This is a genomic window from Acidovorax sp. 94 (assembly GCF_003634645.1).
Classification (GTDB): Bacteria; Pseudomonadota; Gammaproteobacteria; order Burkholderiales; family Burkholderiaceae_C; genus Acidovorax; species Acidovorax facilis.
Genome location: NZ_RBJA01000001.1, coordinates 4076282 through 4091761 on the forward strand (window position 1 = coordinate 4076282; position 15480 = coordinate 4091761).

Here is a 15480-nt window from a genome sequence, read left to right on the forward strand (position 1 = left end):
CCATGTTGGCTCTGCGCATGCCCTGGCCCCTGCCCGCGTTGGTGGCGTGGGCGTGCGCTTGGCTGATTTTTGTGGCCCTGCAGCGCGCGGTCCCGCCCGTGGCGGCCTTGCTGGCTGCCTGCCTGCTCGGGACGGCGGCCAGTGTGCTGGGCGAGAGCTGGTGGCGGCGCGGGCTGATTGCGGCGGGCTTTCCGCTGTCGCTGGCGCTGCTGGGCGCGGCCAGCCTGCCGACCTGGGCGTGGCTGGTGCCGCTGGCGCTGCTGCTGCTGGTGTACCCCCTGAACGCCTGGCGCGATGCGCCGCTGTTTCCCACGCCCCACCATGCGCTGCAGTCCCTGGCCTCGCAGGCCCCGCTGCCGCTGGGGGCCCGGGTGCTGGATGCGGGCAGCGGCGTGGGCGATGGCCTGAAGGCGCTGCGCCATGCCTACCCGGCTGCGCAACTGGAGGGCATCGAATGGAGCTGGCCCCTGCGCCTGCTGTGCGCCCTGCGGTGCCCCTGGGCCCGGGTGCGGCGCGCCGACATGTGGGCCGAGGACTGGAGCCCCTACCGCATGGTGTACCTGTTCCAACGGCCCGAGAGCATGGCCCGCGCCGCCGCCAAGGCCCAGGCCGAGCTGGCACCCGGCGCGTGGCTGGTGAGCCTGGAGTTCGCAGTGCCCGGCGTATTGCCTTGCGCGCAGCTGCGCGCGCCCGGTGGCCGCGTGGTGTGGCTGTACCGCCTTCCCCTGAACCGCCTGGAGGCATGAGATGCCCATGTTCCATTGCGATTTGAGCTGTTCGGCGCGGTTACAGAAAAGATACAAGCTTTTGCTACATTGCGTCCCTGGCTACAACCCCATACAAAACTACCAAGAAACTCACAGCCAGAGGGGGCTGCCAGCAGCACGTGAACGCGCCGGGAGGGGGCGCACCGGCCGCCAGCACCTTCCTTGTCCGGACTTCCCATCCTGCAGGCCACACCGGCTTCTGCGGCGCACCACCCTGACGGGTGTGCCTGCAATGCGGTGCCGTCTTGCGCGTGGACATGGCCGGGGTTTTCTGGTGCACAACCGACCGATCTGCAAGGAGCATTCATGACCGCCCACCCATCCCGTTTCCGCCCACGCCTTCTGTGGGTGCTGGCCCTGAGCGCCGCCCTGACCGGCTGCGCCACCATGCAGAGCCATGACAAGCTGGCGACCGACATGCAAAACGCTGGCCGCAGCGGCGGCATTCCCGCCGCCATCGCCCAGCTCGAAAGCACGGCCAAGAGCGAGGAAGAAAAAACCGCGCTGCTCTACAACATGGAACGCGGCGAATTGCTGCGCATGGACCGCCGCTACCCCGACAGCACCAACGCTTTCTTGCTGGCCGACATCAAGGTCAAGGAATGGGAAGAGACTGCCAAGACCAACCCCAGCAAGCTCATGGGCACCGTGGGCGCTGCGCTGATCAGCGAACGCCTGAAGGTCTATGAAGGCCAGGACTATGAAAAAGTGTGGGTGACCACACGCCTGGCGCTCAACCGCATGGCCGTGGGCGATTTCGAAAACGCCCGCGTGGATATCAAGCGCACCCACGAGCGCGAAGCCATCATTGCCGAGTTCCGCGCCAAGGAAACCCTGGCCGCTGAAGAAGAAGCAAAGTCCAAGGGCGCCACCTCTGGCGGCAAGGAACTCAACGGCTACCCCGTCGAGACGCTGAACGATCCCGAAGTGCTGGCGCTCAAGAACGGCTACCAGAACGCGCTTTCGCACTACCTGGCCGGTTTTCTGTACGAAATGCTCAACGAGCCCGGCCTGGCCGCGCCCGGCTACCGCAAGGCCATCGAGCTCAAGCCCGAAACCGGCGTGCTGGAAGAAGGCCTGCGCGGCCTGGACACGCGCACGGGCTTCACCTGGAAGCGCCGCCAGCGCATGACCGACGTGCTCTTCATCGTCGAAGCCGGTGACGCCCCGGCGCGCAAGCCCAAGGCCTTCACCATTCCCGTGCCCACGGGCCGTGGTTTGGTCACGGCCAGCATCTCCTACCCCGTGATCGAGCCGTCTTCCGATCCACTGCTGACCACCATCTCCGCTGCTGGCACCGACCTCAAGCTGGAAAAAGTGGTGGACGTGAACGTGATGGCGCGCCGCGCGCTCAAGGACGAAATGCCCGGCATGGTGCTGCGTGGCTTCACCCGCGCCGTGGCCAAGGGCGTGCTGCAGAACGAACTGCAAAAGCGCGGCGGCCTCATCGGCGGCATCATCGGCGCGGCCGCCTCGGTGGCCACCGAGCAGGCCGACGACCGCATGTGGCGCATGCTGCCCGGCCGCGTGTATGTGGCCCGTGGCTACCTGCCGCCCGGCGAGCATGTGGTGAGCGTGAATGGCCGCCAGCTGCCCCAGCCCATCAAGATCGACGGCCAGTACGCCCTCGTGCCCCTGCGCATGTATGAAAACAGCGTGCTGACCGGCGACGTGGCCATGCTCGGCCAGCTGCCCACCGTGGCGGCGGCACCGCAGCCCGCCGCAGAGCCTGCCACCACCGTGCGCACGACGACCACCACCACCACCCGCACGCGCTCGGTGCCCAAGTCGGCGGTCAAGTCCACCTCGGCCACGCCTGCCGCCAAGAACTGAAACCGAACATGTCCCATTTTCAAGGAGCCTCTGGCATGAGAACCCGTTTTGCCCTTGCCGCCGCCGCACCCGCCGTTGCGTGCGCGGTCCTCGCGATGACCCTGGCCACCGCTGCCCGCGCCCAGCTGCACGACCCGGCCACCCCGCTGGCCGTGGCGTCCAAGGTCGCCCTGCGTGGCGAAGCCAACAGCATCGCCGTGCGCGAGATGCGCATCGTGCGCAAGAACGACATCCTGGTGGTGCAGGCCGACATGGCCAACATGGGCCGCACCGACCGTACCGTGTTCTACCGCTTCAAGTGGCTGGACAACGTGGGCAACCAGGTGGGCGATGGCGAGTCCTGGAAGCAGATGAGCGTGCTGGGCCTGGGCCAGCAGACCGTCAAGAGCGTGGCGCCCACCAGCGCTGCCGTGGACCTGCGCCTGGAAATGAATGTGGAGCCGCGCTGATCGCGCCGCGCCAATCCCTGTTTGAGTGAGGAGTAAACCAACATGAACACCAAGAACCGCATCCAGCGCAGCGCGCTGGTCCTGGCCTTTGCGGCCAGCACCCTGGCCCTGTCGGCCTGCCAGAACCTGTCGTCGCCCACCGTGCGTTTTGACCGCCAGGTCAACTACGGCGATGCCAAGGCCGTCGAGCTGGTGACCAACGAATTCGGCTCCACCGACCTGCAGATGATTGCCGAGAAGATGACCGGCGGTTTGCTCGAAACCGGTATCTTCCAGGGCCGCCCCACGGTGACGATCTCCACCGTGAAGAACAAGACCAGCGAATACATCGACACCACCAACGTGATGAACTCGATCCAGACCTCGCTGGTCAAGTCGGGCAAGGTGCGTTTCGTGCGCTCCATCAACGAGATGCAGGCCGGTGTGGACGAGCTGCAGCGCCAGAACCAGAGCGGCCTGTACAAGCAAGGCACCACCGCCAAGGTCGGCCAGATGACGGCCGCCAAGTACAGCATGGAAGGCGAGCTGACCAGCATCGTCAAGCAGAACAACAACACCAAGGACGTGTACTACAAGTTCACGCTCAAGCTGTTTGATGTGCAGGAAGGCACGATCGAGTGGCAGGACGAAAAGGAAATCCGAAAGACGAGTAAGAGGTAACCCCCTGAGCGGCTGCGCCGCTTCCCCCTTTCTCTCGCGCTGCGCGCGGGAAGGGGGACGCCGCCAGCGCGGCGGGGCGGCCCTAGCGCGGCGGCCGCTGGCCTGGGCCGCGCCAGTTTCGAAGGATGTGAGCGCTAAGGCCACATCGCTCGATGGATTCATGAATTCCCGTTAGCTCACAAGGAGCACACCATGCAACGCAGAACCACTTTGCACACGGCCCTGGCCGTGATCGCCGCCACCACCCTGGCCTGGGGCACTGCCGCCCAGGCGCAGCAGCCGGGCGCGGCGCCCAAGATCGCCGTGACCGACCTGGCCTACGCCCAGCGTGTGTCCGAATACTTTGTGGCCGGTACCTACCAGCGCAGCAGCCAGATGAGCGCAGGCGGCAGCCACAGCGGTGGCTACAGCCACGGCCCCTATGGCGGTGGCGGCTCGCACTCGGGCAGCCACTCGATGCAGGCGTCCGAGCAGGCCAGCGGCACCTACGTGGCCGGGCGCTACAGCTACATCGAGCAGCGCGAGCTGGGCGGCTACACCAACGACATCAAGGGCGCCATCCTGCAGGGCACGTACTTCCGCCTGATCCAGGGCAAGGGCTTTGACGCAGGCAAGCCCCAGCCGAGCAAGGCCGAGCAGGTGCTCAACCAGGTGCAGGGCGGCAAGATGGCCACGCCGCAGGTTCAGCCCCAGGTCAACGACGTGATCAGCCGCATCAAGAAGGGCGAGTTCAACGGCGCCGACTACGTGCTGTTCGGCGTGGTCTCCAGCATCGACTTCACCGACGCGCTCTCGCCCCTGCAAGGCACCACCAGCGCCACGCGCCAGTACGGCCTGCAGCTTCTGGCCGACTTCTCGCTCATCAACACCAAGACCTACGAGATCAAGGCCGCGTTCTCTGCCCAGGGCGAAGGCAACGACACCAAGATTTTGTCGATCCGTGGCGACATCGCCCCCCCCAACCGCGCCAAGGTGATGCGCGAAACCTCGCTGTCGCTGGCGCAGGACGTGTACCAGCAGCTCGCCATGCAGCTGGGCTACACCGACGCCAACCTGTCGCGCGGCGTGCGCCCGCCCGTGGTCTACCAACAGGGCGGCCAGCCCATGCCCATGCCGCAGCCCCAGCAGCCTGAGCAGGTCATCATCTTGAAGTAGCAGGGGTGGCAACCCCGTGAGGCGCTGCCACTGGGTGCCGACCGCCGGGGGCTGCAGCCCCTTGCTCGGCATCTCGCGCTGGGCGGCCACCCGTAGCAGGTGCAGCGCCCGGGGTGGTCGCAGTCATGCCAGACTGTGGCCTGTGCTCAACGTAAAACACCTTTCTGCTTCTACTGCACCTTTGCGGCCCCTGGCCAGCCCGGTGCTGGCGTTTTTCGTCGCCACGGCCATTGCCGTGGTGCTCGGTGGCTGCGCCTCGCCCCCGCCGTTCTATGCGGCGGCAGCGTCTGAATCGCTGGTGAATGTGTACGGGCCAGAGGCTTCCACAGAGACGCCCGCGGCGCCTGCACAGGCCAATGCACAGGAGGCTCCTGCAGCCACCCAGACGCCACCCCCTGCGGAGCGCTTTGTACTGCGGCCCTTGCCAGGCGCTGATGGCGCTACGCTCCTGGCCCTTACGCGCAGCGAGCGCACCGCCTCGCTGCGCTACCGCGTGATCGTCATCCCCGGCTCCGGCTGCGCGGGCATGGGGCCGATTGCCGACCGCTACTTTGCCGGCCTGCTCCATGCCCAGGTGCTGGTGTTGCACAAGCCCGGCGTGGACCCGCAGGCGCGCACGGCGCCCGCAGACTGCGCACGCGATTTCGTGCAGCAAGACCGCCTCTCCAGCTGGCTGGCCCACGCCCGCGCGGCGTTGGTGGCAGATGCGCAGCAACGCGCGCGCGAAGGCGCACCCGCGCTGCCGCAACTGCTGGTGGGCATCTCCGAAGGCGCCGAACTGCTGCCCGCCCTGGCACCCGAGGTTCCGCAACTCGCGGGCCTGGTGGTGCTGGCGTCCAGTGGCCTTGATCCGCAGGAGGCGGGAGCCCTGCAAGCCCAGCGCCTGGGGGCGCAAGCCGACTGGGAGGAACTGGGCCGCATGGTGGCTGGACGCCGCCCCGACAGCGCCGTAGCGCAGGGCCGCAGCGTGGGCTACTGGCGCGACCTGTGGAACTGGTCATTGACCCTGCCGCTGGTGCGAAGCCCCTGGCCGTTGCTGCAGGTGTGGGGTGGCGACGATGCGCTGGTGCCCCTTGCGGCCTACGAGCGTTTTGCAGAGCTGGCCTCCTTGCGCACCGTGCCCTATTGCGCGCGCCGCCTGGACGGCGCCAACCACGGCTTGCAGCGCGGTGCGGGGCCGCTCACAGACGGCGTGCAGCTGGTCTGGGCCTGGATCGAGCAATGGGCACGCAACCCGGCCTCAGGGCTGTGCGCGCCGTTGCTGGACCGGCCCCTGATGCTGTTGCCATCAGTGGGCGTTCCCTGAGCCAGGATCGCACCGCAGCCAGCTCCGCTGCTGCCGATGCGGTAAAAAAAAGGACCCTCAGCCCGACGGTGGCCCTTGCGGCCCGGGAGGGACGGGATTGGCAAGGGCCTGCGCCTGCAGCCAGGCACAGAACACATCCAGCCGGGGCAGGGGGCCGCTGGTGCGGCGGCGCACCACGTAGTCATAGCCGGAGGCCACAAAACCCAGCGGGGCCACCAGCCGCCCCGCCAACACGTCGTCCATCACCAGATGCCAGGGGGCGACGGCAATGCCCAGCCCGCGCACGGCGGCCTCCAGCGTGAAGTAGTAGTGCTCGAACTCGGGCCCTGCCTGCATAGGCGCGGGTAGCGGCACGGTAGCGCCCGCCGCAGCCCCCCACATGGCCCAGGCGTTGCGCCGCGTGCGGGTGTGCAGGCGCAAGGGAGCGAGGGCCGGGTCGGCCAGATCGGCGGACTGGTGCAGCGCCACTCGTTGCGCCAGTTCGGGGCTCAACACCGGGCCCAGGTGTTCGGGGAACAACCGTTGTTCCTTGCTGGTATCCCACGCCCCGGTGGCCTCTTCGGCAGTGATGGCCAGGTCGCCGTGCATGCGGCCCGCACCGGTGCCTGCGTCGGTGGTGCGCAGGCGCACCTCGATGCCCGGGTGCTGCGCCTGGAAGTCGAACAACCGGGGGATCAGCCACTTCACGGTGAAGGTGCTGAAGCAGGCCACGTCCAGCGGCCCCCGGCTGGGGTCGCTGACCTCACGCACCGCATCGGCGATGTGGGCAAAGGCGGTGGTCAGCACCGGCTGCAGCACATGCGCTGCCGGGGTGAGGGTAGGGCGGGCCTTGGTGCCGTCAAACAGGGCCACGCCCAGGTGCTGCTCCAGCTGGCGCACCTGGCGGCTGATGGCGCCGGGCGTGACTGCCAACTCGTCCGCGGCCGCCGTCATGCGGCCCAGCCGGGCGGCGGCCTCGAACGCGCGCAGGGCACTCAGTGGGGGCAGGCGGTGGCTCATCTATGTGATTTTAGAGCACATAAATTCAGCCAAATCATCGCTTTTCAATCAAGAAATTGATAGCAAAAATAGATGGAATTTCAAGCGATAGCTGCTTGAAATGCTTGCAAATTGGCAAGCGCTGGTTTGAATGTCTTTATTTGATTTGAATGAACATAGGAAAACCCATGCCCTTTATCCGCACCAACGTCCCGCACGACACCCCAGCCGCTATGCGCAATGCCATCGTTCAAGGCATCCACCAAGCGCTGGTAGACGCCATCGGCATGCCGCCGGACGAGCTGTTCAACCTGGTGGCCGGCTACGCCCCCGGCGAATTCGCCTGCAGCCCCACCTTCAACGGCGTGGCGCGCTCCGACCGCGTGGTGGTGATCGAGATCACGCTGCGGCGCGGGCGCAGCGATGCGATGAAGCGCGCCCTCTATGCCGCCATTGCGCGCAACCTGCAGACCATGGCGGGCGTGGCCCCGGCCGACGTGTTCATCTTCATGCACGAAAACGACTATTCCGACTGGTCCGTGGGCCACGGGCGGTTTGCGATGGACCTGGTGCAAAACAACGCGGCAGCCTGAACCGTGGCACCCGCTACCGGGGCCGGAACATCCTGAACAACTGCTCCGGCCCCACCGTGAAGTAATCGGCCGGGCCCCCGCCGCGCAGGATGTGGCCTGCGTTCGCCGTGTCGTACACCCCGTCCTTGAGCAGCGCCTTGTCGATGTGCACGGCCACCACCTCGCCCAGCACCAGCCAGGTGTCCACCGGGACGCCGTCCACGCCCTGCAGCTGCAGGATCTGCGTGCTGCGGCATTCAAAGGTGACCGGACTTTCGGCCACGCGCGGCGGTGCGACCAAAGTGGAGGGCAGGGGGGTGAGGCCCGTCAGCGCGAACTCGCTGACCTCGGGCGGCACAGCGGCGCAGCTTTGGTTCATCACCTCGGCCAAATCGCGCGTGGCCAGGTTCCACACGAATTCGCCCGTCTCCTGCACGTTGCGCACCGTGTCTTTGAAGCCGATGCTGGCAAAGCCCACGATGGGCGGCACGTAGTTGAAGGCGTTGAAAAAGCTGTAGGGCGCCAGGTTGGTGGCGCCCTGCGCGTTCTGCGTGGAGATCCAGCCAATGGGGCGCGGCCCCACGATGGCATTGAACGGGTCGTGCGGCAGGCCGTGGCCCAGGCGGGGCTCGTAGCTGTGGATGTCATCGCGGCGGGGTGGGGCGGTGGTCATGGGGGTGCGGCGCGGGGGATGTGCCGCCACCTTAGCGGTACCGGGCGGGCGCTGCAGGCAGCTAGGCATCAGATTGCTATTATTTTTGCAGCATTTTACCCAGGACTGTTAAGCGCTGGACCCCAATTTTTCTCAAATTTCACGAGACAGCGCACCAGGCGGTCGTGGGGTGTGTGGCATTGACACCCATGGCATTCTTCTTTGGCATCTTACGCAATGCTGCGCCCCGGTTGATGCTGGCCCATCAACTTGCGCACCATAGCGTTGGCGCCGTTCCCTCCGAAAACGAACGCCAGGACGAGATGAAAAAGTTACATTTCTTTCCTGGTGGCACACCCGCGCTGCGACACCACCTGTCGGGGCGTGTGTCTACATTCGTCCAGTCGCAACCAACCCGCCACCGTCTATGAACACCTGTGCACCCCGCCAGGCCAGCGCCAAAGCAGAAAAGCTGGCGCAACGTTTGTCCCACATCTTGGCGCAGTTGCATCAGGGGGGCGCTATCGACAAGCATCGGCTGGCACAAGATTTTCAGGTGAATGTGCGAACCATCGAGCGCGACCTTGGCGAACGCCTATACGGAATTGCCGAGCGCACCGTCGAAGGACGGTGGCAATTGGCTCTGGCTGCACGCGCTACGATCCCGGCGCGCTATCTTGGCGCTTATGCTCGGCTTGTAGGCACCGAGTACTTGTTCCCTGACAGCAGCGTGCGCTATCTGCTGGAGCAATTGGAGGCGCAGCAGCCAGCCCAGCACGCTTTGCGGGTCCAGTCCATGCCGAATGAAGATCTGCAGGGGCATGGGCCGCAGTTTGCCCAGCTGCAAAGGGCCATTGAGCAGCAGTACGAATGTTGTTTTACCTACAAGGACAAACATTGTCACGTCCAGCCATATCGGCTGATTCACAAGAACGGTGTGTGGTATGTGGCCGCAGTGGAAGGGCTGCAGCTCAAGAACTTCAGCGTGGCGCTGATTCAGTCACTGCAACCGTACGAGGCCCGCCATTTCACCCCTGACCCGCAGCACCACGACTACATCAATCGCAAGGACGATGTGTGGTTCACCGCCAGCACCACCGAGGTGCTGCTGCGCGTTGATTCTGAGATAGCGCACTACTTTGTGCGCCGCGCCATCCTCCCTGAGCAGCAGCATAGGAAGGATGAGGATGGTTCATTGCTCCTCACTACCCATGTCAGTCATCTGAGCCAGCTATTCCCTGTGGTGCGCTACTGGTTGCCGCATGCTCGCATTCTGCAGCCTTTGGCGTGGCACCAGACCCTGGTGCAGGGCTTGGAGCAAGCGCTGGCGAGATGGGATCCGGGCTCGCAAAGAGCGCTAAAAACAGCGCCCCTGTGATTTTCCGTCTGTTGCCACGCTCGCTCGACAGCATTCAGAGCCGTGGTTCAGAACTGTTTTTATGCGGAGGAACGCAATGCGTGCCCTGTCGAAATCCAAGCTGATCGCCTTCAGGCAATGCCCCAAACGCCTCTGGCTGGAAGTCCACCAACCTGATGCGCGGGAAGACTCCCGCACCACACAAGCCGTTTTCCAGACAGGCCATGAGGTCGGAGCCGTGGCGCAGCAAATTTATGACCCGGCGGGTGACGGCGCAACCATCGATTTGCAGGCCGAGGGCGTGGCTGGGGCGGTGGGGAGCACCCGCATGCTTCTCCAGACTCGCAAGCCACTGTTTGAAGCAGGTTTTGCGGCTGCAGGTGGACTCGCGTTCGCCGACGTGATGCTGCCGATCACTGTGTGCGAAACGCCTGCCTGGAAGATAGTGGAGGTCAAATCATCGACGTCTGTCAAAGCCTACCAGGAAGAAGACGCAGCCATTCAAAGCTATATCGCTCGGGCTGCTGGCGTTGATGTTCGCAGTGTGTCCATCGCGCACATCGACGCGGCGTGGATTTACCCGGGTGGTGGCAACTACAAGGGTCTGCTCGTCGAGAAAGACGTGACCGAAGCCGCCTTAGCGCGCGGCGCGGAAGTGGCGGCGTGGATTGCCTGCGCGCAGCAAGTGGCCGCGCAGGCCGTGCCTCCATATGTGCAGACGGGGGCACAGTGCGAAACCCCCTTTCCCTGCGGGTTTCAGAAGCATTGCCGAAAGAACGAGCCCTCAGCGGAATTTCCCATCGCCTGGCTTCCGCGCATCTCGTCCAAAGCGCTCAAGGATTTTCTGATTCAAAGCGGTGTGCAAGACATGAGGGATGTCCCCGATGCATTGCTGACGTCTCTACAACGCCGTGTGCGTGATGCAACCCTTTTGGGGCAAGCGTACTTTGATGCGGAAGGGGCCAAGAAAGACTTGCTCAAATACCCATTGCCTGCGTACTTCCTGGATTTCGAAACTATCCAGTTCGGTGTACCTCGGTGGGCAGGGACCCGGCCATTTCAGATGCTGCCTTTTCAGTTCAGCCTGCACAGGATGGATGCGCAGGGGCAACTGAGTCATCAGGATTTTCTAGACCTTTCCGGCAATGATCCTTCAGAGGCGTTTGCTGTGCAGCTGGCCCGCGCCTGCGCAGAGCCGATCCCCGTCTTCGTCTATCACGCTGGATTCGAGGGCAGCCGTTTGAAGGAACTCGCCCAGCGCTTTCCTGCTGTCTGTGTCCAAATGGAGGAGATTCGCGGCCGACTGGTGGATTTGCTGTCGATCGCACGGGCACGGTATTACGACCCACGCCAGCACGGAAGCTGGAGCATCAAGAAAGTGCTGCCCACCATCACACCCGACCTGGGATATGACGCACTGCCTGGTGCCCAGGACGGAGGCATGGCAATGGCGGCCTACCTCGAAGCCACTGCTCCGGCCACATCGCCACAGCGCAAGGCCTTGATTCGGGATGAGCTCTTGGCCTATTGCGCGCTGGACACCCGGGCGATGGTGGAGATCTGGAGAAAAATTTCGCAAAACCTTTTGATACCCCAACCCACAGGCAATACCCAAGGAGAAAAAGACATGTTGATGCAATCCCCGGCGCACTCCGAAACCGCAAGCGGTACCCCCTTCTTCACGGCCCTTATGCAGCACCTGATGCAAGGCACGATGATTCCAAAGGTGCAGGTGGAGCGCTCCATCGGCCCGATCATCGGGTTCTTCCTGGCCGATGTTTTCGCGACTAAGCTAGACACTAAAGTAGTGATGCTGTGCCCGGAGTTTCCTATCCAGAAAGCTGGCAACAATCAGTCCACCAATATCGACTGGCTGATGCTCAACCGTGCAACGCAAGAACTGCTGTTGGTGGAGCTGAAGACCACGGACACTACCTTCCGCCCAGAGCAGGCCGCGATCTACCGAGAGCTCCAGAGCAAGATTGCCCGCGAGGGGTCGGCGGCATTCCTTCTGGATGATCTGGACGCCATCGGAGCCGCCTCCCAGGAGCGGGGCAAATACCAAAACGTTCGCAACCTGCTGGCACAAGGGTTTGGTGCCGCTGACGGCAATGAACTGCGCGAGGCGCTGGGCCACTGCAAGTGCGCCAGGGTCATCTATCTGGCCCCGCAGGTGAGCAAGCCCGTGGATTGGCCGACCAGCGAAGAAGGTTGGACGTGGATGTCGTTCGCGGACCTGCCGGAGTCGCTCGATGCGCGCGGCTATGCCGACCAGTGGCCCGCCGTGCGAAGCAGCCTGCTGTCGCTGGATGCGCTCACGCGCCGGTTGCGCAATGGCGATGCGCCCTCGGCCTCCGGGGCCAGGAACTACCGGGACATGCTCGATTTCGATGCGCTCTTGGCTCGGTGCCGCACGGAGGGTGGCTCTTGGGTTGTGGGTCTGAAGAACTGGCGCTCAGTGCTCCCGTCCATGACCCTTGAACAACTGCGCGCTAAGGCCTACAAGTGTGATCTTGCAGAAGGTGGCGTGGGCAATAAACTTGGTAGCAACTGGATTGCGGGTGACCAGTTCCTGGCGCACGTCGAGAAGTTGCGCAACGGCGGATAACTCAGCTCCGTTGGAGCAAAGCCTGTGTAGGTTCCTGTTTGATGCGAAGGTTGATTTGGAGGCTATCCACATTGATGACGTGCATGCAAATTCCCAAAGAGGCATTGATCGTTGGCCGCTGGTACGTAGGGCGGGGGCGCAATGCAAATATCGGGATGTGGACTGGTGAGGACTTTCTTGTCCTCGCAGAAAGTGGTCGGAAAGTCGGCCCAGGCTCCCGCGACTGGGTACGGGATTGGGGCGTAAAAAGGGAACTCTATTTTCAGTCCGATGGTGGGTGTTTTCAGCCGTTCAAGATGGTGGACATGGGCACCGTCTGCGTGGAGCTGGGGGAGAGGGACTACGCTTTGGAGATGTCGTTTGACTGCTCGCCCGAAAGCCGCCCGGATGGTACGAAGGCGTAGTGGATGTGCGGCACTTTGTGTGCCGCTGCGCCAATCTGAATACATATATTGACTGCCTGACCCCATCACTGAAACTGAACAGGCCGCCACTCGCAGCACCATCCCGCTGTGCCTCAGTCCAGCTTGGTATCGCTGGGTCAAGCGTGTGCCACACCTTGAGCCACAGCGATATCGATTTGGGAAGCCTACCGGCTACCGACAGTTTCCCATCGAGATACCGGCTGCATCTTATTTCTGGAACAGCACCAGCTGAGCCTCTGTCGGGGCCATGCCGCCCCTTTCGGCGTTCATCGTCACTTCGTAGCGTGTGCCGGGTAGCGGTATTTGCGATGTGAAGCTGAACGAGAAGTCACCGTTGCCATCTGCCTGCACACGCTGCGACAGCAATTCCTGGTTCAGGCCAAACGCACCGACGAGCGTGCCGACCGCATTCACCTTGACATCCACCACCGCGCCAGGCACGGTGCGGCCGCGCACGACCACGGCGCCTCTGTCCACTGTGGCATGGTTGGCGTGGCTGGTCACCTGCAGCTGCACCGTGGTGGGCGCGGCGTTCACTTGCGAAGCGATGTTGAAGGTCCAGTTCTGGCGCATGCCGTTGCCCACCAGGTCCCGGGCGGTCACTTCGACCGGATACCGGCCGGTGGGCAGGTCAGCGCGGTAGGTGAAAAACTGCGGCGTGACCTGCGAGGCGGACGTGACATCGCGACCCGCGATAACGATGCGAACGCTCTTGGGGTCTACACCCACACCACCGACGTCATCAAACGTGCCGGACACCGAAGTGGCCGCACTGCGCGGGACTGTTTCCCCGTCGCGCGGCGACACGTGGCGAATCACCGGCGGCTTGGCATCGGCGATCAAAGGCTGGGTCAGGGTTGACGAAACCGTGCGGTCCCCGACACGCAAGGTGGCGACCGTGGGCCGCGATGGCGCCAAGTTGTCCATGCGGCGGATGGTGTACGCGCCCTCATACACGCCGGGCGATACCTCGCGCATCGGCACGTTGTCGATGACACCGGGAATGTCGAAATCCGCCCGGCCTCCGGGCGCGCCGTTCAGCGTAAAGCGCAATTCGGCGCCGGGCTCCATCTTGTCAATGGGGGCTACCGAGAAACGGTCGATCTTCAGTCCCGGTGGCGGTGCGGCCACACCGTTCCGGTCACCAATGTTGGCCGGAAGCGAGTAATTGCTGGTGATGGTGCGGTTGCGCACCTTCAGCGTGGCGCGCACAGAGCTGCCTTCGTTGAGCCGGTCCTGGCGGCGGACTGTGTAGCTGCCCGTGTATACGCCCCGTTCGGTTTCCTGCAGCACGATGGCGCGGGGCACGCCAGCCACACGGAGCTGAACCGTGCCCCGCGGTGTGCCTTCTACCGTGAACTGCAGGTCGGCGCCGGCCCGCAGACCGTCGTCTGTCGCTACCTGCAGTGATCGCAATTCAGGGGCGGCGGGCTGCGCCATGACCGTACCTGGAACGACCATCAGTGCGCTGGCGATGGGAAGAAGCAGGAAAAGGGCTGCCACATGGTGGCGAATCTGTTTTGTCATGGGGTTCAAACCTGGTGCTAGGGATGAACTCACTGTGGGCGCAACACATGTTTCCAAACGTAGGCGGGCAGCGACAAGTTCGAAGGACAAGACGCCGTTGGCGCGTCAGGAGCGCGCCGTTTTGAGCCCTTTCACGCGCGTAGGCCGGTGGTGCAGCCTTGCACAGCCTCTATTGCTCAGGCGCCGGGTGTTGCTGCCCCAGAAACCGCCCCGGTGGCTGCCCCACCGACTTGCGCACCATCGCGCTGAACGCGCTGGGGCTGTAGCCCAGCTCAGCGGCGATCTGGCCCATGGGCATGCGCCCGGCAGCCAGCGACACGGCCTTGGCCAGGATGACCTGCTGGCGCCACTGGGTGAAGGTGCTGCCCAGTTCGGAGCGGAACAGCCGTGCCACGGTGCGCGGGCTGGCGCCGGTGTCCTGCGCCCAGTCGGCCAGTGTTTCATGGCGCGTGGGGTCGGCCAGCACGGCCTCGCACAGGTGGCGCAGGCGCTTGTCCTGGGGCAGGTCCACGCCCAGCTTCACGGCGGCGGCGCGGGCCAGTTCATCGCGGATGAGGGCGCTCAGGTGCTGCTCGCGCAGCCGCTGGGCGGGCGTGAGAGCGGGGCCGCCGTCGGGCGTGGTGGGCATCTCGCGCACCAGCGAGCGCAGCAGGTCGGACACCTCCAGCACGCGGCACTGGCGCCAGGCGGCCGAATCGTCTTCGCCGCGATGACTGGGGCCGGCGCCATCGCCGCCGAGGGCGCCCGGGCCGCACCGGCCGCGCGGCTGGTGGAAGTACAGCGTGCGCAGGTCGGCGTCTTCCACCATGGTCACGGCATGTTCCACGCCGGGTGGAATCCAGAGCGCGCGCGACGGCGGAACGATGTAGGTGCCGTGGTTCACCGTGAGCCGGATCACGCCCGTGGTGGAGATCGCCACCTGCGCCCAGGGGTGGCTGTGGGGCATCACCTGGGTGTCGGCGGCCAGCCAGCGCAGCTTGGCGCGCACCGGGCGGGCGGGGGTGGGCACAAACAGCTCGGGCGTGAGCGAGCCCACGTACGACATCCCGCGCCCCGCTCCGCGCGAGCTTCCGGCTTTTGGACGGGGTACGACCTGGGCGGCAAAGTGCTCAACCACCGGCTCGGGGGGTGTTCGGGGTGCGGCGGCGGGGTTTGGCATGTTTGCGACAAAAGTTGGCCGCCTATCGTAAA

General features: G+C 64.6%; 14 protein-coding genes. 10 read left to right on the forward strand and 4 right to left on the reverse strand.

Translation table 11 applies throughout. The annotated features are described in order from the left end of the window. Positions 1–2 precede the first annotated feature (2 nt). The 6 genes from C8C94_RS18720 to C8C94_RS18750 all read left to right on the forward strand — a co-directional run bounded on the left by C8C94_RS18720 (position 3) and on the right by C8C94_RS18750 (position 6170). Entirely contained in the window at positions 3–746 is a 744-nt protein-coding gene (locus C8C94_RS18720) for a class I SAM-dependent methyltransferase (protein WP_121421782.1), read from the forward strand. Positions 747–1073: 327 nt separating this feature from the next. Then, the gene (locus tag C8C94_RS18725; protein WP_121421783.1) at positions 1074–2600 is read left to right on the forward strand and encodes a COG3014 family protein; all 1527 of its coding nucleotides are present in this window, start codon (positions 1074–1076) and stop codon (positions 2598–2600) included. Positions 2601–2635: 35 nt separating this feature from the next. Beyond that, positions 2636–3049: a YcfL family protein gene (locus C8C94_RS18730; RefSeq protein WP_055395763.1), complete on the forward strand. Its 414-nt coding sequence runs from the start codon at positions 2636–2638 to the stop codon at positions 3047–3049. Between the two features lie 42 nt (positions 3050–3091). Further along, on the forward strand, positions 3092–3709 hold the full coding sequence (gene lpoB / locus C8C94_RS18735; protein ID WP_121421784.1) for a penicillin-binding protein activator LpoB: 618 nt from the start codon (positions 3092–3094) through the stop codon (positions 3707–3709). A 192-nt stretch (positions 3710–3901) separates the two neighbouring features. Continuing rightward, the gene (locus tag C8C94_RS18745) at positions 3902–4864 is read left to right on the forward strand and encodes a hypothetical protein (RefSeq protein WP_121421785.1); all 963 of its coding nucleotides are present in this window, start codon (positions 3902–3904) and stop codon (positions 4862–4864) included. Between the two features lie 181 nt (positions 4865–5045). Continuing rightward, positions 5046–6170, forward strand: a complete 1125-nt coding sequence (locus C8C94_RS18750) for an alpha/beta hydrolase (protein WP_121421786.1) — start codon at positions 5046–5048, stop codon at positions 6168–6170. Between the two features lie 57 nt (positions 6171–6227). On the opposite strand, the gene C8C94_RS18755 is transcribed toward C8C94_RS18750, so the two are convergent. Then, a complete protein-coding gene (locus C8C94_RS18755; RefSeq protein ID WP_121421787.1) occupies positions 6228–7169 on the reverse strand; it encodes a LysR substrate-binding domain-containing protein in 942 nt (313 codons plus the stop codon). A 167-nt stretch (positions 7170–7336) separates the two neighbouring features. Between C8C94_RS18755 and C8C94_RS18760 the strand changes: the two genes are divergently transcribed. After that, positions 7337–7741 (forward strand): tautomerase family protein, encoded by a 405-nt coding sequence (locus tag C8C94_RS18760; protein ID WP_121421788.1) that lies wholly within the window; start codon positions 7337–7339, stop codon positions 7739–7741. Between the two features lie 13 nt (positions 7742–7754). Here the strand turns inward: C8C94_RS18760 and C8C94_RS18765 are convergent, their stop codons facing one another. After that, entirely contained in the window at positions 7755–8393 is a 639-nt protein-coding gene (locus tag C8C94_RS18765; RefSeq protein ID WP_121421789.1) for a flavin reductase family protein, read from the reverse strand. 406 nt (positions 8394–8799) lie between these two features. Between C8C94_RS18765 and C8C94_RS18770 the strand changes: the two genes are divergently transcribed. From C8C94_RS18770 to C8C94_RS18780, 3 genes are all read left to right on the forward strand, one after another. Further along, a complete protein-coding gene (locus tag C8C94_RS18770) occupies positions 8800–9750 on the forward strand; it encodes a YafY family protein (protein ID WP_121421790.1) in 951 nt (316 codons plus the stop codon). Between the two features lie 76 nt (positions 9751–9826). Further along, the gene (locus C8C94_RS18775) at positions 9827–12337 is read left to right on the forward strand and encodes a DUF2779 domain-containing protein (RefSeq protein WP_121421791.1); all 2511 of its coding nucleotides are present in this window, start codon (positions 9827–9829) and stop codon (positions 12335–12337) included. An 83-nt stretch (positions 12338–12420) separates the two neighbouring features. Continuing rightward, positions 12421–12741, forward strand: coding sequence for a hypothetical protein (locus tag C8C94_RS18780; RefSeq protein ID WP_147433281.1), 321 nt, complete (start codon positions 12421–12423; stop codon positions 12739–12741). A 228-nt stretch (positions 12742–12969) separates the two neighbouring features. Here C8C94_RS18780 and C8C94_RS18785 read toward each other — a convergent pair whose 3' ends face one another. After that, a complete protein-coding gene (locus C8C94_RS18785; protein ID WP_121421793.1) occupies positions 12970–14289 on the reverse strand; it encodes a hypothetical protein in 1320 nt (439 codons plus the stop codon). A gap of 169 nt (positions 14290–14458) precedes the next feature. Further along, positions 14459–15448, reverse strand: coding sequence for a helix-turn-helix domain-containing protein (locus tag C8C94_RS18790; protein ID WP_199731288.1), 990 nt, complete (start codon positions 15446–15448; stop codon positions 14459–14461). Between the last annotated feature and the right edge of the window lie 32 nt (positions 15449–15480).